Source organism: Mycolicibacterium tokaiense, from assembly GCF_010725885.1.
GTDB classification, from domain to species: domain Bacteria; phylum Actinomycetota; class Actinomycetes; order Mycobacteriales; family Mycobacteriaceae; genus Mycobacterium; species Mycobacterium tokaiense.
The window spans coordinates 204,382-224,854 of the sequence record NZ_AP022600.1 but is presented as its reverse complement, the minus strand read 5'-3'; the positions used below and the strand labels follow the sequence as shown (position 1 = coordinate 224,854).

The 20,473-nt window shown below is 68.5% G+C and carries 20 protein-coding genes; 9 read left to right on the top strand and 11 right to left on the bottom strand.

Going from position 1 to position 20,473, the window contains the following annotated elements; all coding sequences use genetic code 11:
• The gene (locus G6N58_RS01045) at window positions 1-1,257 is read left to right on the top strand and encodes an alpha/beta hydrolase (RefSeq protein ID WP_115280094.1); all 1,257 of its coding nucleotides are present in this window, start codon (window positions 1-3) and stop codon (window positions 1,255-1,257) included.
• Here G6N58_RS01045 and G6N58_RS01040 read toward each other — a convergent pair.
• From G6N58_RS01040 to G6N58_RS01025, 4 genes are read right to left on the bottom strand one after another with little or no spacing between them, the layout of a single operon-like run.
• Window positions 1,217-2,911, bottom strand: coding sequence for an oligopeptide ABC transporter substrate-binding protein OppA (locus G6N58_RS01040; RefSeq protein WP_115281907.1), 1,695 nt, complete (start codon window positions 2,909-2,911; stop codon window positions 1,217-1,219). The genes G6N58_RS01045 and G6N58_RS01040 overlap by 41 nt on opposite strands.
• An 11-nt stretch (window positions 2,912-2,922) precedes the next feature.
• Window positions 2,923-4,749 (bottom strand): oligopeptide ABC transporter ATP-binding protein OppD, encoded by a 1,827-nt coding sequence (locus G6N58_RS01035; protein WP_115280095.1) that lies wholly within the window; start codon window positions 4,747-4,749, stop codon window positions 2,923-2,925.
• Entirely contained in the window at window positions 4,746-5,663 is a 918-nt protein-coding gene (locus tag G6N58_RS01030) for an oligopeptide ABC transporter permease OppC (RefSeq protein WP_115280096.1), read from the bottom strand. The genes G6N58_RS01035 and G6N58_RS01030 overlap by 4 nt, the downstream gene beginning before the upstream one ends.
• Complete coding sequence (locus G6N58_RS01025; RefSeq protein ID WP_115280097.1) at window positions 5,660-6,637, bottom strand: oligopeptide ABC transporter permease OppB; 978 nt, start codon at window positions 6,635-6,637, stop codon at window positions 5,660-5,662. The genes G6N58_RS01030 and G6N58_RS01025 overlap by 4 nt, the downstream gene beginning before the upstream one ends.
• A gap of 139 nt (window positions 6,638-6,776) precedes the next feature.
• Between G6N58_RS01025 and G6N58_RS01020 the strand changes: the two genes are divergently transcribed.
• Entirely contained in the window at window positions 6,777-7,268 is a 492-nt protein-coding gene (locus G6N58_RS01020; RefSeq protein WP_115280098.1) for a beta-class carbonic anhydrase, read from the top strand.
• On the opposite strand, the gene G6N58_RS01015 is transcribed toward G6N58_RS01020, so the two are convergent.
• Window positions 7,265-7,885: a GIY-YIG nuclease family protein gene (locus G6N58_RS01015; protein WP_115280099.1), complete on the bottom strand. Its 621-nt coding sequence runs from the start codon at window positions 7,883-7,885 to the stop codon at window positions 7,265-7,267. The genes G6N58_RS01020 and G6N58_RS01015 overlap by 4 nt on opposite strands.
• Window positions 7,886-7,979: 94 nt before the next feature.
• Between G6N58_RS01015 and cysD the strand changes: the two genes are divergently transcribed.
• Genes cysD through G6N58_RS01000 form a run of 3 tightly spaced genes read left to right on the top strand, consistent with a single transcriptional unit; the run spans window position 7,980 to window position 11,495 of the window.
• Entirely contained in the window at window positions 7,980-8,915 is a 936-nt protein-coding gene (gene cysD, locus G6N58_RS01010; RefSeq protein ID WP_232067686.1) for a sulfate adenylyltransferase subunit CysD, read from the top strand.
• The gene (cysN, locus tag G6N58_RS01005; protein ID WP_163907811.1) at window positions 8,915-10,771 is read left to right on the top strand and encodes a sulfate adenylyltransferase subunit CysN; all 1,857 of its coding nucleotides are present in this window, start codon (window positions 8,915-8,917) and stop codon (window positions 10,769-10,771) included. Before cysD ends, cysN begins: the two co-directional genes overlap by 1 nt.
• Window positions 10,764-11,495 (top strand): 3'(2'),5'-bisphosphate nucleotidase CysQ, encoded by a 732-nt coding sequence (locus G6N58_RS01000; protein WP_115280101.1) that lies wholly within the window; start codon window positions 10,764-10,766, stop codon window positions 11,493-11,495. The genes cysN and G6N58_RS01000 overlap by 8 nt, the downstream gene beginning before the upstream one ends.
• Here G6N58_RS01000 and G6N58_RS00995 read toward each other — a convergent pair.
• The gene (locus G6N58_RS00995; RefSeq protein WP_232067685.1) at window positions 11,482-12,189 is read right to left on the bottom strand and encodes a TetR/AcrR family transcriptional regulator; all 708 of its coding nucleotides are present in this window, start codon (window positions 12,187-12,189) and stop codon (window positions 11,482-11,484) included. The genes G6N58_RS01000 and G6N58_RS00995 overlap by 14 nt on opposite strands.
• An 8-nt stretch (window positions 12,190-12,197) precedes the next feature.
• On the bottom strand, window positions 12,198-13,481 hold the full coding sequence (locus G6N58_RS00990; RefSeq protein ID WP_232067684.1) for an FAD-dependent monooxygenase: 1,284 nt from the start codon (window positions 13,479-13,481) through the stop codon (window positions 12,198-12,200).
• 98 nt (window positions 13,482-13,579) lie between these two features.
• On the opposite strand from G6N58_RS00990, the gene G6N58_RS00985 reads away from it, so the two are divergent.
• The 3 genes from G6N58_RS00985 to G6N58_RS00975 are packed head-to-tail and all read left to right on the top strand — an operon-like array spanning window position 13,580 to window position 15,250.
• The gene (locus G6N58_RS00985) at window positions 13,580-14,188 is read left to right on the top strand and encodes a DUF4334 domain-containing protein (RefSeq protein WP_147289402.1); all 609 of its coding nucleotides are present in this window, start codon (window positions 13,580-13,582) and stop codon (window positions 14,186-14,188) included.
• Window positions 14,181-14,768 (top strand): cysteine hydrolase family protein, encoded by a 588-nt coding sequence (locus G6N58_RS00980; protein WP_115280104.1) that lies wholly within the window; start codon window positions 14,181-14,183, stop codon window positions 14,766-14,768. Before G6N58_RS00985 ends, G6N58_RS00980 begins: the two co-directional genes overlap by 8 nt.
• Window positions 14,768-15,250, top strand: a complete 483-nt coding sequence (locus G6N58_RS00975; RefSeq protein WP_115281909.1) for an Rrf2 family transcriptional regulator — start codon at window positions 14,768-14,770, stop codon at window positions 15,248-15,250. Before G6N58_RS00980 ends, G6N58_RS00975 begins: the two co-directional genes overlap by 1 nt.
• A gap of 3 nt (window positions 15,251-15,253) precedes the next feature.
• Here G6N58_RS00975 and G6N58_RS00970 read toward each other — a convergent pair whose 3' ends face one another.
• The 4 genes from G6N58_RS00970 to G6N58_RS00955 all read right to left on the bottom strand — a co-directional run bounded on the left by G6N58_RS00970 (window position 15,254) and on the right by G6N58_RS00955 (window position 18,442).
• Window positions 15,254-15,478 carry a hypothetical protein gene (locus G6N58_RS00970; protein WP_147289403.1) on the bottom strand — a complete coding sequence of 75 codons (225 nt, stop codon included), beginning with the start codon at window positions 15,476-15,478 and terminating at the stop codon, window positions 15,254-15,256.
• A gap of 104 nt (window positions 15,479-15,582) precedes the next feature.
• On the bottom strand, window positions 15,583-16,461 hold the full coding sequence (locus G6N58_RS00965; protein WP_115280106.1) for a DUF4097 family beta strand repeat-containing protein: 879 nt from the start codon (window positions 16,459-16,461) through the stop codon (window positions 15,583-15,585).
• A 14-nt stretch (window positions 16,462-16,475) separates the two neighbouring features.
• Window positions 16,476-17,120, bottom strand: coding sequence for a response regulator transcription factor (locus G6N58_RS00960; RefSeq protein WP_115280107.1), 645 nt, complete (start codon window positions 17,118-17,120; stop codon window positions 16,476-16,478).
• The gene (locus G6N58_RS00955; protein ID WP_232067683.1) at window positions 17,108-18,442 is read right to left on the bottom strand and encodes a sensor histidine kinase; all 1,335 of its coding nucleotides are present in this window, start codon (window positions 18,440-18,442) and stop codon (window positions 17,108-17,110) included. The genes G6N58_RS00960 and G6N58_RS00955 overlap by 13 nt, the downstream gene beginning before the upstream one ends.
• 91 nt (window positions 18,443-18,533) lie before the next feature.
• Here G6N58_RS00955 and G6N58_RS00950 point away from each other — a divergent pair, with 91 nt between their 5' ends.
• Window positions 18,534-20,447: a helix-turn-helix domain-containing protein gene (locus G6N58_RS00950; protein WP_115280109.1), complete on the top strand. Its 1,914-nt coding sequence runs from the start codon at window positions 18,534-18,536 to the stop codon at window positions 20,445-20,447.
• The last annotated feature ends 26 nt before the right edge of the window (window positions 20,448-20,473 follow it).

The window sequence follows — 20,473 nt, the reverse complement described above, 5'->3', positions numbered from 1 at the left end:
ATGACGCTGAATGCCAAGCGCCTGCGGGCGCACTCCAAGCTGGCCGCCATGCCCGGGGTGCGGTCCATCCGCAGGCCGGTCACCCCGGGCTCGGCAGCGCAGTTCGACCTGTACTACGTCCGCTCCGGTGAACCGTCGGCGCACCCGCTGCTGATCATCCCCGGTGGGCCGGGTATGGCGTCGGTACAGCTCTACAAGGGCCTGCGGCGCCGTGCCGCGGACCGCGGACTCGACGTCATCATGGTCGAGCACCGGGGCATCGGGCTGTCCCGTCACGACGACGAGGGCGCCGATCTGCCGCCGGAGGCCATCACCGTGCGCCAGGTGGTCGAGGACATCGCCGCGGTGCTCGACGACGCCGGAGTGGAGAAGGCGGTGGTCTACGGGACGTCCTACGGCAGTTACCTGGCCGCCGGCCTCGGCGTCTCGCACCCGGACCGCATCGAGGCGATGGTCCTCGATTCCCCCGTGCTCTCGGCCCGCGACATCGAGGCGATTCGCCGGGCCATCCGCGACCTGCTGCTGCACGGCAGTGAGCCCGACACCGCCGAACTGGCGCCCAAGGTGCGCCGACTGGTCGACGAGGGCACCCTGACCTCGGATGCCAGTGAGCTCATCAGCATGCTCTACGGCTACGGTGGCGCCCCACTGCTCAACCGGCAGCTGGACCTGCTGCTGCAGGGCCGCACCCTGCTCTGGCGGGTGCTCGACGAGGCCAACCGGTTCATTCTGCGCAAGGTGCCCTACCGCAACGAGGTGGATCTGGTGGGCCGCATCGCCTTCCGCGAGCTGGACTTCGCCGGGGAGCCCGACGGCCTGCCGCTGGACCCGTCACCGGCGCTGGCTCAGATGGCCGACGAGATGCCTGGCCCCACACCGTTGTTCGAGTCCGAGCCCTACGATCTGGAAGCCAGCATGCCCGGCTTCAGCTGGCCCACCGCGGTGATCTCCGGCAGTCGCGACCTGACCACCCCGCCCGCGCTGGCCGAACAGATCGCCGCGCTGATCCCGCAGGCGGCGTTGGTGCGTATGCCGACCACGGCGCACAGCGTGCTGGACACCCGCGAACGGGCCGCCTTGGAGATCGCGAAAGCCGCTGTGGACGGCCGGATCCCGGAGCTGCCGGCGCGTGGTGAGGAGCTGGACGCGCTGCCGGCCAATGTGGAGTTGCGGGTGCTGGTGGGTGCGCTCGCCGCGGCCACCGCCGTGGAGGGCGTCATCCCGTCGGTCCGCCGGCCGGCGGAGCCTCCTTCATGAAACCGATCTTGGTGTAGTCGAGGTCGCCGAGGCCCGCCGGACCGAAGTTGGCCAGGTTGGCCCGCACCGCGGTGTTGCCGGCGGACTGGAACAGCGGCAGGCTGAAGCCTTCCGCCCAGACCAGCTGGTCGAATTCGTTGGCCAGTTCGTTGGCGCGTGCCGGGTCCAGCTCGTCGAGCACCTCGCTCGCCTTCGCGTCGATCTCGGGGGTGCTGATCTTGCCGAAGTTGCTGTCGGCGCCGGTGGTGTAGATCTGGGTCAGGCAGCAGAGATTGGACGCGTCTGCCACCCAGGAGAACTGGGTGACGTCGAAGTTGCCGACGGTCACGTAGTCGGTGAACAAGCTGCCGCCCGGGGCGCCCACCAGGTCCATCTTCACGCCGATCTGGGCCAGGCTGTTCTGCGCCACCTGGGCGATCTGGCGGGTGGACAACGCGTCGTAGAACACGTTGCGGATCACCAGCTGCTGGCCGTCCTTCTCGCGGAACTGGCCGTTCATGGTCCAGCCCAGCGCGTCGAGCTCCTGCTTGGCCTTCTCGGGGTCGTAGGCCACCACCGCACTGTTGTCCTGGTAGCCCTGCTGGCCCGCCACGAACAGGTGATTGTTCAGCGGCACCGGGTTGTCCACCAGGCCGCGCTGGCTCACGTTCGCGATGGCCTGGCGGTCAACACCTTTCATGATCGCCAGCCGCAGATCCTTGTCCTCCAGGATGGAACCGGGAGCGCCGTTGAAGGTCAGGTGGTACCACTGCAGTGCCGGCGTGCGCCGGATCGCGATGCCGGGGGTGTTGCGGGCGGTGGTCAGTTCATCGAGGCTTCCGACGGCCGTGGCGTCGATGGTGTTGTTCTGCAGTGCCGGGATGCGGGCGGCATCGTCGAGCACCAGGTAGGTGACGCGGTCCAGCACCGGAGCCTCGCCCCACCAGTTGGGGTTGCGCACCAGGGTGATCCGCTGGGCGGTGCGGTCCACCGACTCCACCATGAACGGTCCCGCCGAGGGGCCCGGCCGGTCGATCTGGCCGCGGTTGAAGACCTCCGGGTTCGCGGTCATCGACTTGGGCAACAGCATGTCGTTGCCGGAGAAGAAGCCCTGCCACTCGGTGTAATGCGACGCGAAGGTCACTATCGCCTGTCGGTCGTCGACACCGCGGGTCACCGAGCCCACCCGTTCGCTGCCGGCGGCGCTGGCGATGGCGAACTCCGGGTTCTTGCCGTTGGTGGCGTTGATCTGGGAGGCGATGTCCTCCCAGGTGATGGGGGTGCCGTCGGTCCAGGTGGCCTCGGGGTTGATGGTGTAGGTCACCACCTGCGGGTCCTCGCTGGTGAGTTCGATGCTGGTGAAGTAGTCGGTGTTGACGGTGAAGGATCCGTCCGGCCCGATCCGGTGGGCCCGCGGCATGGTCCAACGCATCATCGCCGCGCCGGTCGCCTCGTTGTCGATGTGCAGGGTGTTGAAGTTGTTCGGCATCGCCGCCAGCGCCAGCCGCAGGTTGCCGCCCTGCTGCAGGTTCGCCACGTCCTGGGGGTTGATGTCGGCGGTGGTGCCCACTTCGGCGTTGCCGCCGGCCGACGGCGGCTGCTGGGGCTCGCTGGAACATCCGGCCACCAGCAGGGTGGCCGCGAACAGCGCGGCGGCGCAGCGTCGAAGCGTCATGCGCACCGATGCTATCTGGACACCTGCGGCACGGCTGCCAACAGCTTCTGCGTGTATTCGTGTTGTGGGTCGGCGAACACCGCGTCGGCGTCGCCCTGCTCGACGATGGCGCCCCGGTACATCACCGCCACCCGGTGGGCCAGGTGCTTGACCACCGACAGGTCGTGGGAGACGAACAGATACGACAACCCGAACTGTTGCTGCAGGTCCAGCAGCAGGTTCAAGATGCCGGCCTGAATCGACACGTCCAGCGCCGACACCGGCTCGTCGAGCACCAGGATCTTCGGCTGCAGGGCCAGCGCCCGGGCGATCCCGATGCGCTGCTTCTGCCCGCCGGAGAACTCGCCGGGGTAGCGGGACGCGTCGTCGCGGCGCATGCCGACCAGCTCCAGCAGCTCGGCCACCCGGGAGCCGGTGGCGGCTGTGTCGAACCCGTTGGCCTGCAGTGGTTCTGCCAGCACCTCGAACACCGGCAGTCGGGGGTCCAGTGAGGCCGTGGGATCCTGGAAGACCACCTGCAGTTCGCGGCGCAGGGCCCGGCGCCGGGCCGTGTTCAGGGTGGCCACGTCTTGGCCCAGCACGTGGATCGAACCTGATTGCGGCGCAGTCAGTTCCAGCATCTCGTGCAAAGTGGTCGATTTTCCGGAGCCGGACTCGCCGACGATGCCCAGGGTCTGACCGGCGTCCAGGGTGAAGCTGATGTCGTCGACGGCCTGCACCTCACCGATGGCGCGGCGGAACACCACGCCCTTGGTCAGGGTGAAGGTCCGCGACAGGTTGGCCACCTCCACCACCACGTCTGCGTCGGTGGGCGGCGCTGCCGGCGGGGTGGTGGTGACCCCGAACAAGTCTGCGGCGCTGCGGTTCTCGGTCTCATCGAGGCGGATGCAGGCGGCACGGTGGTCGACGCCGACGGGGATCAGCGCGGGCTCTTCGGCGCGGCACTCGTCCATCGCCAGCGGGCATCGCGGTGCGAACGGGCAGCCCGGCTCCAACTCGGCCAGAGACGGCGGTGCACCCGGGATCGGCACCAGGCGGGTGCCCTGGGGGGCGTCCAGGTGCGGTACCGAGCCCAGCAGGCCGATGGTGTACGGCATGCGGCGGTCACGGTACAGCGCGGACACCGGGGAGGTCTCCACGGCGCGGCCGGCGTACATCACCACCGACCGGTCGGCGAACTCCGAGACCACGCCGAGGTCGTGGGTGATGATCAGCACCCCGGCCCCGGTGACGTCGCGGGCGGTCTGGAGCACCTCGAGGATCTGGGCCTGGACGGTGACGTCCAGCGCGGTGGTCGGCTCGTCGCAGATCAGCAGATCCGGGTCGTTGGCAATGGCGATGGCGATGACGACCCGTTGCCGTTCACCACCGGACAATTCGTGCGGGAAGGCCCGGGCGCGGCGCTGCGGCTGATTGATGCCCACCAGGTCGAGCAGCTCGACGGCGCGGGCGCGGGCCGCCCGCTTGCCGATCTGCGGCTGGTGCACGGTGATGGCCTCGGCGATCTGATCACCCACCGTGTACACCGGGGTCAGGGCGGACATCGGGTCCTGGAACACGGTGCCGACGGACGCGCCGCGGATCCGCGACATCGCGGTGTCGTTCAAGCCCAGCAGTTCGGTGTCCTGCAGCCGCACCGATCCGCTGATTTCGGCGTATTCGGGCAGCAGGCCGATGACGGCCATGGCGGTGGCCGATTTGCCCGACCCGGATTCGCCGACCACGGCCACCACCTCGCCGGGGTCGACGCGCAGGCTGAGCCCGCGCACCGCATTGACCGCGGCGCTCTCGGTGGGGAACGTCACGGTCAGGTCGGTGACCTGCAGCAGGGCGCTCACTTCTTGCGCTTTCTGAGACCACCGGCGCCCGGGTCCACCGCGTCGCGCAGACCGTCTCCGATCAGGTTGGCGCACAGCACGATCAGCACCAGGATGCCGGCGGGGAACAGGAACACCCAGGGGAAGGTGAGTACCGATTTGGTGCCGTCGGCGATCAGGGTGCCCAGTGAGACGTCGGGCGGCTGCACGCCGAATCCCAGGAAGCTGAGCCCGGTTTCGGCGAGGATCGCAACGCCGACGTTCAGGGCGGTGTCGATGATCAGGATCGACGCCACATTCGGCAGGATGTGGCGTGTGATGATCCGCCGGTTGGGCACCCCCATGTAGCGTGCGGCCCTGATGAATTCGCGCTCACGCAGGCTCATCGTCAAACCGCGCACGATCCGCGAGCTGATCATCCAGCTGAACCCGCCGAGCAGCACGATCAGCAGGATCAGACTGCCGCCGCCGTCGCGGATCCGCGGGGTCAGGATCGCGATCAGCAGGAAGCTGGGCACCACCAGCAGCAGGTCCACCAGCCACATCAGCACCCGGTCGCGCCAGCCGCCGAAGTACCCGGCGATGGCCCCCACCGCGGCGGCGATCACGGTCGAGATCAGGGCCACGCAGACGCCGATCAGCAGCGATTTCTGCATGCCGCGCAAGGTCAGCGCCAGAATGTCCTGGCCCAGGGCGTTGGTGCCGAACCAGTGCTGCGGGCTCGGCGGTGCCTGCAGCGCGTAGTAGTCCAGATCGGTGTAGGACCACGGCAGCAGCGGGGGCAGGGCGTAGCAGCCCACGAACATGAGCACCAGCAGCACGACGGACACCACGGCGGGCCGGTTGCGCAGGAAGCGGCGCAGCACCAGTTGCCGCCGTGAGGTGAAGGTCTCGGTGTGCAGACCGGAACGCGCGGCTGCTGAGTCGGCCGTCATTGCGCCCGCACCCGGGGATCGAGGAGGGCGTAGAGGATGTCCGACAGCAGACCGGAGAACAGCACCACCGCCCCGGAGAACAGCGTCACCGCCACGACGATGTTGGTGTCCTGGGTGTTGATGCCCTGGATGGTCCATTCGCCCATCCCATGCCACCCGTAGATCTGTTCGACGAACACCGCGCCGGTGACCAGCGCCCCGACCCCGTAGGCGAACAGGGTCGCCATCGGGATGAGCGCGGTGCGCAGCCCGTGCTTGAACAGTGCCTGCCGCCGCGTCAGGCCCTTTGCGCGGGCGGTGCGGATGAAATCCTGGCCCAGCACGTCGAGCATGGCGTTGCGCTGGTAGCGGCTGTAGCCGGCGATGGCGCCGAGGGCCAGCGTGAGGGTGGGCAGCACCAGATGCTGGATCCGGTCCAGGAACTGGTTCCACCACCCGGACACCGGGTCGGGGGAGGTCTCCCCGATGTAGTCGAACAGCTGGATCCCCAGGATGGAGTTCACCCGCAGCGCGGCCAGGATCAGCAAGTTGGCGATCACGAACGTCGGCGCGCTGATGACCAGCAGAGCGAGCACGGTGATCACCCGGTCGGAGAGCCGGTACTGGCGGATCGCGCTCCAGGCGCCGATCACGACGCCCACCACCGCCCCGACCACGGATCCGATGATCAGCAGCCGCAGGCTGACCCCGATGCGGCGCCACAGCTCGTCGGCCACCGGCTGCCCGCCGACGGTGGTGCCGAAGTCGCCCTGCACGGCGCCCGCGGCCCAATCCAGGTAGCGCAGCGGGATCGGCTGGTCGAGGCCCAGTTCGGCGGCCTTGGCGTCGATCACCGCCTGCGGCGGTCGGGGGTTGCGTTCCAGCAGGCTGTCCAGCGGCTCGAAGGACAGCGAGGCGAGGGTGAAGGTGAAGAACGAGGCCAGCACCAGCAGGACCGCGTAGTTGAGCAGGCGGCGCGTCAGAAAACGCGTCATGCGCGGCTCACGGGGCTGGGCGACATCTGCACAGGTTAAGAGATGGTGGCCCTGGCCTGCAGCGGGCGAGGTCCGGCGTGTTCGGATCAGGGCGATCGAAGCTGCTCGTGCTTCCGGTGGGCAGGGCTACCGTCGGACGATGTCTGTCACCGACGAGTACCTGGCCAACAACGCCCGCTACGCCGAGACCTTCGAGGGGCCGCTGCCATTGCCGCCGAGCAGGCACGTCGCCGTGGTCGCCTGCATGGACGCCCGGCTCGACGTCTACCGCATCCTGGGGTTGCGTGACGGCGAGGCCCACGTGATCCGAAATGCCGGGGGAGTGATCACCGATGACGAGATCCGGTCTCTGGCGATCAGTCAGCGACTGCTCGGCACCCGGGAGATCATCCTGATCCACCACACCGACTGCGGCATGCTCACTTTTACCGATGACGGCTTCAAGCAGCAGATCCAGGACGAGATCGGCATCAAGCCGGAGTGGGCCGCCGAGGCCTTCCAGGACCTGGACGAGGATGTACGGCAGTCGTTGCGGCGCATCGAGGCCAGTCCGTTTGTGACGAGACACGAATCCTTGCGGGGGTTCGTCTTCGACGTGGCGACGGGCCGGCTGGCCGAGGTGAGCGGCTAACTCCACTCGGCGAGCACACGCATCTTTCCGGCTTTCACTGCTGCCGCCTTGCGGCGGCGGCGCAGTTCCGGGGCGAAGGCGTTGCGCTCGTTGCCCTGAAAGTTCAGCGGCAGCTCCAGCGCACCCAGCAGCTTGGCCTCGAGGTACCAGGGCTCGGGGTGCAGCACCCAGGACACCGCGGCGTTCTCGGCCATCCACTGCGTCAGCGTGGCCTCGTCCGCGGTGAAGGTCTGTTTACGTCCCGATCCGACCCGGCGCAGTTCGTAGCCCAGCAGGATCCCGAGGGAGAGGCGCAGCGGCGAGCCGTCCGCACTCGCACCGCCGGCGCCGAAGTGATAACGGGTGCGTCGGCGGATGTCCTGGACGACCTGAGGCTTGCCGTTCGCCGGAGGTGGTCCGGGGCTGATCCCGACATAGAGCAGGGTCCAGCCGTCGCGGGTGTGGCAGCCGGTGACGTCGATGTCACCCGGGATCTCCCGGAACCACCAGCCGACCGCCCCGGCTGCTTCGGGGATGGGGCAGGGGTCGGCGAACACCTCGTCGCGGGTGTGGATCGGCGCGTCGACGAACTTGGCGACCGCGTCGGCCGTCTTCTTGGCGGAGATCGAGTCGGCCATGGTGGGCAAGCCTAGTGGCAGGCGTTGACACCACGACCGTCGTTTGGTTCTATTTCGGGTTAAGGTTGTAATCCTGGTCAGTTCTACCAACTTTATGAGGAAAAGAATGACCCTCACGCAGGAGCCCGTTGCGGGCCAGTACGAGCTGAGCCATCTGCGCTCACTCGAGGCCGAGGCCATCCACATCATCCGCGAGGTCGCGGCCGAATTCGAGCGCCCGGTGCTGCTGTTCTCCGGTGGCAAGGACTCGATCGTGATGCTGCATCTGGCGGTCAAGGCGTTCCTGCCCGGGCGGTTGCCCTTCCCGGTGATGCACGTCGACACCGGCCACAACTTCGACGAGGTGATCGCCACCCGCGATGCACTGGTGGCCCAGCACGGCGTCCGCCTGGTGGTGGCCAGCGTCGAGGACGACATCGCCGCCGGCCGCGTGGTCGACAACGGTCCCTCGCGCAACCCGCTGCAGACCGTGACGCTGCTGCGCGGCATCCGGGAGAACAAGTTCGACGCTGCCTTCGGTGGCGCCCGCCGCGACGAGGAGAAGGCCCGCGCCAAGGAGCGGGTCTACAGCTTCCGCGACGAGTTCGGCCAGTGGGACCCGAAAAACCAGCGCCCCGAGCTGTGGAACCTCTACAACGGCCGCCACCGCAAGGGTGAGCACATCCGGGTTTTCCCGCTGTCCAACTGGACCGAGTACGACATCTGGGCCTACATCGGCGCCGAGGAGATCACCCTGCCGTCGATCTACTACGCCCACACCCGGCCGGTGTTCCAGCGCGACGGCATGTTGCTGGCGGTGCACGATTTCATGCAGCCCCGCGAGGACGAGCCGGTCTTCGAGACCAGTGTGCGGTTCCGCACCGTCGGCGACGTCACCTGCACCGGGTGTGTCGAATCCACCGCGCAGACAGTGCAACAGGTGATCGACGAGACCGCGGTGTCGCGACTGACCGAACGCGGCGCCACCCGCGCCGACGACCGGATCTCCGAGGCCGGCATGGAAGACCGCAAGCGGGAGGGCTACTTCTGATGCAAACGTTGCTACGCCTGGCGACGGCCGGGTCCGTCGACGACGGCAAATCCACCCTGATCGGCCGGTTGCTGTTCGACTCCAAGGCCGTGATGGAAGACCAGCTGGCCGCCGTCGAGCGCACCTCCAAGGAGCGCGGGCACGACTACACCGACCTGGCGCTGGTCACCGACGGGCTGCGCAGCGAGCGCGAACAGGGCATCACCATCGACGTGGCCTACCGCTACTTCGCCACGCCCAAGCGCAAATTCATCATCGCCGACACCCCGGGGCACATCCAGTACACCCGCAACATGGTGACCGGCACCTCCACCGCCCAGCTGGCCATCGTGCTGGTCGACGCCCGCCACGGGCTGCTCGAACAGTCCCGGCGGCACGCCTTCCTGGCCTCGCTGCTGGGCATCCAGCACATCGTGCTGGCCGTCAACAAGATGGATCTCATCGACTGGGACCAGCAGAAGTTCGACGACATCCGCGACGAATTCCACGCCTTCGCAGCACGTCTGGACGTCCACGACGTCACCACCATCCCGATGTCGGCCCTGCAGGGCGACAACGTGGTGACCAAGAGCGCCAACACCCCCTGGTACGAGGGCCCGGCGCTGCTGAGTCACCTCGAAGAGGTCTACATCGCCGGTGACCGCAATCTGACCGACGTGCGCTTCCCGGTGCAGTACGTGATCCGGCCGCAGACCCGCGAGCACGCCGACCACCGCAGTTACGCCGGTACCGTCGCCAGCGGCGTCATGCGCCCGGGTGACGAGGTGGTGGTGCTGCCGGGTGGCAAGACCAGTCACATCACCGTGATCGACGGTCCCACCGGTCCGGTGCAGGAGGCCTTCCCGCCCATGGCGGTGTCGATCAGCCTGGCCGACGACATCGACATCTCTCGCGGTGACATGATCACCCGCACCAAGAATCAGCCGCACGCCACGCAGGACTTCGACGCCACCGTTTGCTGGATGGCGGACAACGCCGCGCTGGAGCCGGGCCGCGACTATGTCATCAAGCACACCACCAGGACCACCAGGGCGCGGGTGGCGGCGCTGGACTACCGCCTGGACGTCAACACCCTGCACCGCGACAAGAGCGCAACGGCGTTGAAGCTCAACGAACTCGGCCGCATCACCCTGCGCACGCAGCAGCCGCTGCTGCTCGACGAGTACTCCCGTAACGCGGCCACCGGTTCGTTCATCCTGATCGACCCGGACACCAACAGCACCGTCGCTGCAGGCATGGTGCGCGACACCACTCCGGTGGCCACCCGCACCGCCACCCCGAACACCGTGCGGCACCAGTCGCTGGTGTGCGCCGACGACCGGCTCTCGAAGGGGCGCACGGTCTGGTTCACCGGCCTGTCCGGCTCGGGAAAGAGCTCGGTGGCCGCGCTCGTGGAGCAGAAGCTGCTCGAAAAGGGCTGCCCTGCCTATGTTCTCGACGGCGACAACCTGCGCCATGGACTCAATGCCGACCTCGGCTTCTCGATGGCCGACCGCGCCGAGAACCTGCGTCGGCTGGCCCACATCGCCACGCTGATGGCCGATTCCGGCCTGACCGTGTTGGTGCCCGCGATCAGCCCGCTCGAAGAGCACCGGGAGCTGGCTCGGAAGGTGCACGGGGACCAGGGTTTCGAGTTCTTCGAGGTGTTCTGCGACACCCCGCTGGCCGACTGCGAACGCCGTGATCCCAAGGGTCTCTACGCCAAGGCGCGCGCGGGCGAGATCACGCATTTCACCGGCATCGACAGCCCCTATCAGCGGCCCAAGCGTCCCGATCTGCGGTTGACACCCGATCACACGCCCGACGAGCTGGCCCAGCAGGTGATCGATCTGCTCGGCAGCGGTGTCCATGAGTGATCACGCGCTGGCCGCGCGGTTGGCCACCGAGGCCGGCGAGCTGCTGCTCGAGGTGCGCGAGGAGTTCGCCGGAGCCGATGCCTTGGACCGCAAGGACGCGGGGGACCGTCGCTCTCATGAGTTCCTGATGGCCGCGCTGGCCGCGGCGCGTCCGGAGGACGTGGTGCTCTCCGAGGAGGGTGCCGACAACCCGGCTCGGCTGCGCGCCGAGCGGGTGTGGATCGTCGACCCGCTTGACGGCACCCGGGAGTTCTCCGAGCTCGGTCGCGAGGACTGGGCGGTGCATGTGGCGTTGTGGCAGAGCGGGGAGTTGGTGGCCGGAGCCGTGGCCCTGCCCGCCCAGGGGGAGACGCTGGCCACTCCCGACGTGCCGGCCCCGGCCCCCGTCGCAGGCCCGCCGCGGGTGATCGTCTCACGTACCCGCCCACCGGCGATCGCGCTGGCGGTCCGCGACGAACTCGACGGAACCCTGGTCGAAATGGGTAGTGCGGGTGCCAAGGTGTCCGCCGTGGTGCAGGGCCGCGCCGACGTCTACGTCCATGCCGGTGGTCAGTACGAGTGGGATTCGGCCGCACCGGTGGCCGTGGCCCGCGCCGCCGGTCTGTTCACCTCGCGCATCGACGGCTCACCGCTGGTCTACAACCAGGAGAACCTGTCACTGCCGGATCTCATCGTGTGCCGGCCCGAGTTGGCCGATGCGGTGCTGGCCGTCACGGCGAGATGATGCGCAGCACCACGTCGACTCCCCGGTCCAGGAATTCGATACCGTCGGCGGCGACCGCGCGCATCTGAGCGCGCGACGGCCGCTCCGGTCCCAGCAGTGCCGTGACTGCGCGGGCCAGGACCACCGAGGGGTCACCGTCCGGCGAGGTTTCCGGCGACTCGCTGTCGAGCAGGAGAAACCCCCGGTACAGGGCCATCAGCGCATACGCCTGATCGGCCGGCGGCCAGTCGGTGCGGGCCAGAGAATTCTCCCGCCACGACGGCAGCAGGGTGTTCATCAGTGCATCAGGCCCCAGCGCGTCCAGGAGCGCAGCGGCTCTGGGATCGTCGGTGAGTGCGCCGAGCAGCTCCTCGTCATTGCGCAGCATGGCCCTGACGAAGGTGCGGTGGGCCGCTCTGCGCATGAGGCTGGGAAACAGTCGCGACGGTCGGGCCAGATCAGGGTCGGCCCGCAGCTCGGTGGTGAATTCCGCGGCCAGACTCAGGAAATCACGACCGATCAGTCCGAGCAGCAGGTCGGCCTTGCTCGACCAGTACAGGTACACCGTGCCCTTGCCGACGTGCGCTTTCTGCGCCACGTCGGCCACCGTGACGGCTTTGCCGCCGCGGCGCTGCAGCAGGTCTTCAGCAGCCGCGAGAATCCGAGCCGCTGTCGCAGAACGGAGTTCCGGGAGGTCGGGGAGTTCGGGGGCCACAGGTACTTTCATACCCGGGCCGGGTTTGCCTGGTGGGCGGGGGTTGTCGGCAGAGCCTGGAGAGCCATGGCGGTGATGTCGCTGGTGCGCACCTCCACGGATCGCTCCAGCAGCTTGCTGAGCAGACGCCGACCGACGGCGAACCGGGTCAGTGCCGACAGGACCCAGCGCATCCGGATCTGGCGCGGCGCGTCCGGGACGAAGAAGGGCCGCTGCTTCAACCCCACCTTCTGGTACTCCTCGATGAAGGGCCGCAGGCCATGCTCCCACTCGCTCAGCGCCGTCGCCACGTCGCCGGGGTGGCGTTCGAGAACCTCACCCAAGAGGTCGGCGCCGATGAGTCCGGCGGACACACCCATGCCGGCGTACAACGTCACGCACCAGGCGGCGTCGCCGACAAGGACGACACGCCCGCGGTGCCAGCTCCGGGCGCGGACCTGTTCGGCTGAATCGAACAGGACGTCGTTCGTGTGATCGAGCGCGTCGAGCACGTCGCTCAAGGTGGCGCCCAGCGGGCGATCGGAGAACACCTCACGGATACGTTCGGGCGCGGGACGGGTGAACTCGGCGTCGACGTCATCGGTGCGGTAGGAGATCATGATGGTCGGGTTGTGGTCGGCGAACGCGAACACCCACATGGCCCGGTCGGGCTCGACCAGCTGAATGCTCATCCCTGGTTCCAGACCAGCTGGGGTACCGGGGAATTCGAATGCGGCGACCATGTAGCCGAGCCGATGAAGGTAATCCTCGTGCGGCCCGAAGGCCAGTTTTCGCACCGTCGAGCGGAGGCCGTCGGCCCCGACCACGAGAGCAAAACGTTCTGTCACCGTCTGGCCGGTCACCGTGTTGTACAACGTGACGTCCACGCCGTCGTCATCCTGGATGATCGCAGTCGGCACCGTCGAGTACCGCACCTCGACGTCATCGGGAAGGGTGGCGAAGGCCGCTTCTTCGGCATCACCGCGCAGCATCAACCACGGTTGCCCCGGAAGGTCCTTCATGGAGAAAGTGCGGCCACGCCTGCCGGCGCGGTTGGCCAGATAGCTGCGGCCCTCGGGATTGCGGTCGTGGAGATGGGCGAGAATTCCGAGACGGTCTGCCGCGATCATTCCGGACTGGAACAGCCCGACGAAGTAGCCGCCTCGACGCCGTTGTTCTGCGCGTTCGACGATCACCGGGGTCCAGCCGGCCGCGCGCAGCCGTGCTGCGGTAGCGGTGCCGGTGACGCCCATCCCCACCACCAGGACCCTGCCTTGCGAAGAGAGCTGCTGCCGTTCGATGTGTGTAGCCATACTGACCAAAACCGTCATTTGGTCAGTCATATTCCTTGGCGAAAGGGCCATATTGAGACGTGACTGACCGCGAAGGACTAATCGGTCAGTGTGGTGCGTTGAGTTCTGACGGGCGCATCGACGCCCTCGACGAGAGGAAAGCTGTCATGAACATCCAGGAGCTCTGCCACACCGGCTCGCCCACGCAGCAGCAGCTGGCCGCCGCTTTCGGCGCACTGGGTCCCGTCGGCGTGGACATGCTCGTCGGCCTCTGGGAAGCCGACCCCGGGTACGCGGAGACGCCAGGCGGGCGGCTGTTGGTCGAAAGCGGTTGGTGGGGAGCTCGATTCACTGACGCCGAAACCGTTGATCCGCTGCTGTTCCGGTCGGACGACGGCGATGGCCTGTTCGCCGCCGATCTGCTGCGGGTGCTCGCGCTGATCCGTGAGGGTGCCCAGAACATCTCTGCCCGTAGAGCGGAGGTGGAGACGTCGGCCCCGATCGGGCGGGTACGCATGATCGAGTACCGGGGTGTTGTGACGGCGACTCTGGTCTACGACCAGGTCCCCGTGCTCGATTACCTGCGTGCTGTCGACGACAACACCGTGATCGCCGCCGTCGAAGGGCGTGCGACGGTGGACCGGCCGGCGTACGCACTGCTGCGCAGACGCCCGGACCCGCCCGCCTATGCTGGCCTGGTCTCCGGCGAAAGGTTCGAGCATGAGTGACACATTGCGCACACTGGCTGGGTTGCCCGCTCAACCCGCGGCACTTGCCGATTCCGCACTCATCCTGATCGACTGCCAGAACACCTACACCCGCGGACCGATGGAACTCGAGGGTGTCCAGGCCGCGCTGGATGAGGCCGCGACGCTCCTGGATCGGGCCCGCACCGCAGGCATTCCGGTGATCCACATCCAGCACAGCGACGGCCCGGGCTCGCTGTATGACATCGACGGCGAGTCCGGCGCCATCGTCGCGCAGGTCGCGCCGCGCGGTGACGAACCGGTGGTCGTGAAGTCGTATCCGAACTCGTTTGTGCAGACCGACCTCGAAGAACGCCTCACAGCGGTCAACGCGACGAACCTGGTGTTGGCCGGCTTCATGACCCACATGTGCGTCAACTCCACCGCCCGCGGCGCCTTCAACCTCGGGTATGCGCCGACGGTGGTGGCCCGTGCCACCGCCACCCGTGAACTGCCCGGTGTCGACGGTCCGGTGCCCGCCGCCGCCCTGCAGTCCGCCAGCCTGGCCGCTCTGTCGGATCTGTTTGCCATCGTGGTGCCGGGCGCAACAGAAGTCGCATGATGCGGATGTCGGCCAAGGCGGAGTACGCCGTGCGGGCCATGGTCCAACTGGCGACGGTCGACGACGGCGTCCTGGTGAAAACCGACGAGCTGGCCACCGCGCAGGGCATTCCCGCGCAGTTCCTGGTCGACATCCTGTCCGACCTGCGGACCGACCGGCTGGTGCGCAGCCACCGCGGCCGTGACGGCGGCTACGAGCTGGGCCGCCCCGCCGACCGCATCAGTCTGGCCGACGTGCTGCGCTGCATCGACGGGCCGCTGGCCAGTGTCCGTGACATCGGGCTGGGCGATCTGCCCTACTCCGGTCCCACCGCCGCGCTCACCGACGTGTGGCGGGCGCTGCGGGCCAGCATGCGTTCGGTGCTGGAAGAGACGACGTTGGCTGACGTCGCGCACGGCGAACTACCCGGACATGTCAGCGATCTCGCTGCGAACTACACCACGCAGGAAACCGAACGCGGACACCGACGGCCCACGGCCTGACGCTCACTCCCGGTCTGACTCCGCCTTGCCGTACTTCGGGTTGCCGTCGTCGTCGAGCCAGTCGTTGACTGCGGTGCCGGTGACGGTGTTGTGCGACCCGGGCAGGACAGCGGTGGGCCGGTCCTCGTAGGCAGATGCCATTTCGGCGGCCGCCTCGCGGGCGGACTCGCTGATCTCGGGCTTGGCCTCGGTCGGGGTTTGGTTGCTCGCCGTCTTGTCTGTGCTCACCGTCGACACCTTCCGTGTGCGGCACCGGCAATCGGCACCTGCTCTCCCGGCTGCCCCAAAGTGTGATCCACGAAACAGCCGCAGGTCTGCGCTGCCGCCGGGTCTCAGCGGGCCGGCTCGATGACGATGCTGCCGCGTCCGGTGCGCGCCACCACCACGGACTGCGCCTGCGCGGGATCACTGGTCTGCGGCACCCGCACATCGGTGCTCTCGTACTGGGTGTCGGATATGGCCGTCACCAGGAAGGGCCCTGCCCCGGGCAGGTCGAGCGTCACGTCACCGTTGGAGGTGGTGGCCTCGATGTTGCGCGGGGCCCGCTCGCTGAACAGGACGTCGATGTCGCCGTCGATCACGTTGACCGAGAACGATTCCCGGACGGTCACCGGCTTCTCGGAGACCACCGCGCCCTGGCGCACCTCGGCATCGATCACCCGCGCCGACCCGTCCAGGATCACCGCGCCGCCCGAGCTGCGGGCCACCAGATGGTCCAGGTCGGCCTTGACGTTGAGCACGCCGAGCTGCTGCTCGGTGGTCACGGTCAGCTGCTGGCCCAGCTGCGGCGGAACGGTCACCACCAGCTGCCCGGCCTGCGCCCACTCCAGCCAGTCGGGGGAGCTGCCGCGCACCGAGATCCGGGTGTCCGGGCCGGCGCTGACGTCCAGCGACTGGTCACCCCGGTCGCTGGTGCTGACGAACCGCAACTCGGCCCGCGGCTCACGCGCATCGGGGTCGCTCTCGATCTCCACCGACATCGGCACGGCGCCGGTGTCCACGGTGAGGGTGCGCATGGTGGTGGGCAACGGTTGGCTGTCGGCGATCACCCGGGTGTTGCCGACCCCCACGGCAACGGCGGTCAGGGCACCGAGACCGGCGAGCAGGATGAGCGATGCGGCGATCACCACCAGTGCCCGCAGTCCGGTGCGCCCGGCCGGGGACAGCGACGGCGGCGGGGTGGGGGAGGGGAGCGGAGCCAGACTGGTCATCGCAGTCCACCTTTCTAGGATTCGAGATACCGCAGGACCGCCAGTACCCGGCGGTTCTCGGTCTCGTCGGGGGCGAGGTCGAATTTGGCGAAGATCGAGGCGATGTGCTTCTCGGCCGAGCCGGTCGAGATGTACAGCGCCGCCGCGATCGCCGAGTTGGTCTTGCCCTCGGCCATCAGCTGCAGGACGTCACGTTCCCGGGGTGTCAGCTGCTCGAGTGCGTTGCGTTTGTGGGAGCGCACCAGGATCTGCGCCACCACCTCGGGGTCGAGGACTGTTCCTCCGGTGCCCACCGTGTCGACGGCGGCCAGGAAGGCGGGCACGTCCGCCACCCGGTCCTTGAGCAGGTACCCGAAGCCGCGGGTGTCGGAGGCGATCAGATCTGCCGCATAACGCTCCTCGACGTAGTGCGACAGCACCAGCACCGCGGATTCCGGATTCTGTTTGCGCAGCAGCGCCGCCGCCCGGATGCCCTCGTCGGTGAACGTCGGCGGCATCCGGACGTCGACGATGGCGAGGTCCGGTCTGGTGTCGTTGACCAGCGCCAGCAGGTTGGTCGCATCCGACACCCCGGCCACCACCTCGTGGCCGGATTCTTTGAGGATGCGTTCGACGCCGGCGCGCAGCAGGGCCGAGTCCTCGGCGATCACGATGCGCATGGCACCACCGCGGTGACGATCGTCGGCCCGGTCACGGGGCTCGACACCGTGAAGGTGCCACCGGCGGCCCGCACCCGCTCCTCGAGGCCACGCAGGCCCGTCGCATCGGGATGGGCGTCGGTGTCGCTGGAGGCGCCCCCGTGGCCGTCGTCGAACACCGAGACGTAGAGCTGGCCCGATGGAGAAGTCAGGCCGGGTCCGGCTTCGTCGTAGCGCACGGTCACCACCGCCTGGTTGGCCTGGGCGTGCTTGGCCACGTTGGTCAGCGCCTCGGCCACCACGAAATAGGCGACAGCCTCCACTTCGTCGGGCAGCCGCCGCGGCAGATGGACGCTCAATGTGGTTGGCACACCCGAGGTTTCGGCACGGTGCACCACCGAGGACAGGGCCGCGTCCAGGCCGCGGTCGCTCAGGATGGTGGGAGCGATGCCGCGGACCACGTTGCGCAGTTCCGACAGCGCCTGCTTGGCGTCGGCATGCGCCTCGTCGATCAGGGTCTTGGCCGCCGGCAGATCGGTGTCCAGCTTGGTCTGCGCCAGCCCGATCGTCATGGCCAGTGACACCAGCCGCGGCTGCACGCTGTCGTGCAGATCGCGTTCGATGCGGTGGCGTTCGGTCTGCGCCGAGGACACCGCGCCTTGGCGGGCGTCCGCCAGAGCGTGGACCCGGTACTGCAGTTCCGCGGTGGACGACGGTGCCAGCAGCCAGCGGTCGATCCGCGCGTCCAGCGCCGGCGCCAGCGCCAACACAGCGATACCCGCCAGCAGCGCGATGACCGCCAGGATCCAGGCCAGGACGGGCGGGATGAATTTCAGCCCTGTATCGGGGTCGCTGCCGTCGATGGCGATGGCCGCGGCGGGGCCCAGGAAGGCGAACGCCACCAGGGCGAACGCCAGTGCCGTCGCGGCCAGGTCGTAGATCATCCGCAGGTAGTGATGGGCGCACCCCTTCCAGAACCGGGCGGTGCTGACGTCGAGCCACAGTTGGTGCAGCCACCGCTGGAAGCCGGTGTGGGGCGACATCCGGCGGGCCGGGACACCGATGTCGTAACCGAACACCGCCTCGCTGCGCACCCGTTCCACCCAGTCCACGCCGCGCATGAGATAGATGAACACCACCGCGGCCAGCGCGAACCCGATGCCCGACGGGATGGAAGTGACCCCGAGGACGAAGATCGTCAGCGGCACCCAGAACCAGAATGTCGCCAGAGTCGCCCCGGTGACCATCGATGCCGTGGGCACCAGTCCGAGTTGCGGTCTGTGCCGCCGGATCGTCTCCGTCGTCGGTGGCCCCGCCACCGCAACGCTGTCTGCAACAACCATGCGTCCAACTTATGGACCCGCAGGCCTCCAGGACACGGCGATTACCCGACGGTCTCGTGGGGGTTAACCCCCGGGTAGTACCGTCGCGGGCGTGGTGCAGGCCGGGGTCGACGTCGCCGCACTCACCCGCATCCTGGCCGGCATCGCCGGCGGTGACCCCGACAACAACGCCGGGGCAGCCATCACGGCGCTGCGGGCAGACGGGTCGGCGGACCTGGCCGACGTGCTCAACCGCGTGCACAGTGAGATGTCCCGGCTGCGCCGCCGCGAACACGAGTTGACCGTCCTGTTCTCCAGCGCCAGGGATCTGGCCGAGACCCGCGACCTCGACGTCCTGCTGAGCCGGCTCGTGGTGCGGGCCCACGAACTGGTGGGCACCGACATCACCTATCTGTCCGCCTTCGACACCTCGACTCGTGAACTACGCGTGCGCAAATCGGTCGGCGCGGTGACCCCGGAGTTCCAGAATCTGCGGGTGCCGCCGGACAAGGGCCTGGCCTCGCGGGTGGCGGCGTCCCGAACGGCGCAGTGGACCTCGCGCTACAGCGACTACGCCGGGGGCCCGCACGACTCCGGGATCGACGAGGCGGTGGCGGCAGAGGGCGTCGTCTCGATTCTCGGGGTTCCCATGCTGGCCGAAGACACCGTGCTGGGAGTCCTGTTCGCGGCGACCCGGCACGAGCGGGCATTCGGCGCCGAGGAGATCGCGTTGCTGTCCGCACTCGCCGACCACGCGTCGGTGGTCATGCAGACCGCAGGAATTCTCAAGCAGCTCAAGGACTCCGAGGAGAACACCCAGCGGGCGCTGGCCCGCCTGCAGGATCACGTGGCCGCCCGTGACCGGTCCAACGTCGTGCACCAGAAGCTGGTGGCTGCTGTGCTCACCGCCGGGGGTTTCGGCTCGGTGGCGGCCACTGTGGCCGAGGCGCTGGGGCGCGCGGTGGCCATCGTCGATGCCGACGCCACTCTGGTGGCCGCCGCCGGCGCGGCGGCGGTCGATCCGCGGCAGTGTGAGGCGCCTGCGGTGCGCGCGGCGATAGCCACCAGCCGCGAGACCGGGCTGTGTTGTGCGGTCGACGACCCCCGATCCCCGGTCGAGGTTGTCGCGGTGATCACCGCGGGCGCGCAGTATTACGGTGCCCTGCTGCTCGGCCACGGTGACCTCGCCCTGGGGCCGGTGGACCAGCGGACGGTGGAGCGTGCCGCCCAGGTCTGCGCGCTGATGACGTTGCAGCAGAACGCCGTTGACGACGCCGACCGCAGGACACGCGCCGAGCTGGTGGCCGATCTGGTGGGCCCGGCACCGCAGCGCCGCGGCGATCTGGCCCGCCGGCTGCGCCAGCACGGATTGGCCGAGGCGGACCTGTGTTCGGTGGTCGCGGTGGTGGTCGAGCAGGAGCGCCGCGCCGCGGCCACCCGGTTCCTGGCGGCCCTGCTGCCGGCCCCCGCGCTGGTGGCCGAGGTGGCCGGACTGGTGGTGGTGCTCGGCGGCGACAGGGATCCGCACGCGACCGCGGTGACGTTGCGCCACCGACTCGCCGACCACCTGGGTGCGCCCGTGCTGGGGATCTGCCCGCCGGTGTGCGCGGGCATCGACGAGTTGCCCCAGGCGTTCGGCGCGGCGCTGCGCACTGCACGGCTGCTGGACGCCCTCGGCGTCACCGACACCGTGGTGGACACTGCGGAGTACGAACTGTTCGGGATGCTGTTCGGCCACGATCCGGACAGTGTGCACCGATTCATTGCCGTCACCTTGGGGCCGGTGCTGGACTACGACGCCACCAACGGCACCGATCTGACCGCCACCCTAGCCGCATTCGTGCGCAACGGGGCCAGCCCGACCCGGACCGCCCGCGCCATGAACTACCACTCGAACACGATCTTGGCGCGCCTCGAGCGGATCACCGCACTGCTCGGCGACCGCTGGCGCGACGATGAACACCTCTACCGCATCTCAACCGCGGTACGGCTCGACGAGCTGCGGCGCAGCGGTGCGGGTGGGTGATCACCACAACGTCTGAGCATTCTGCT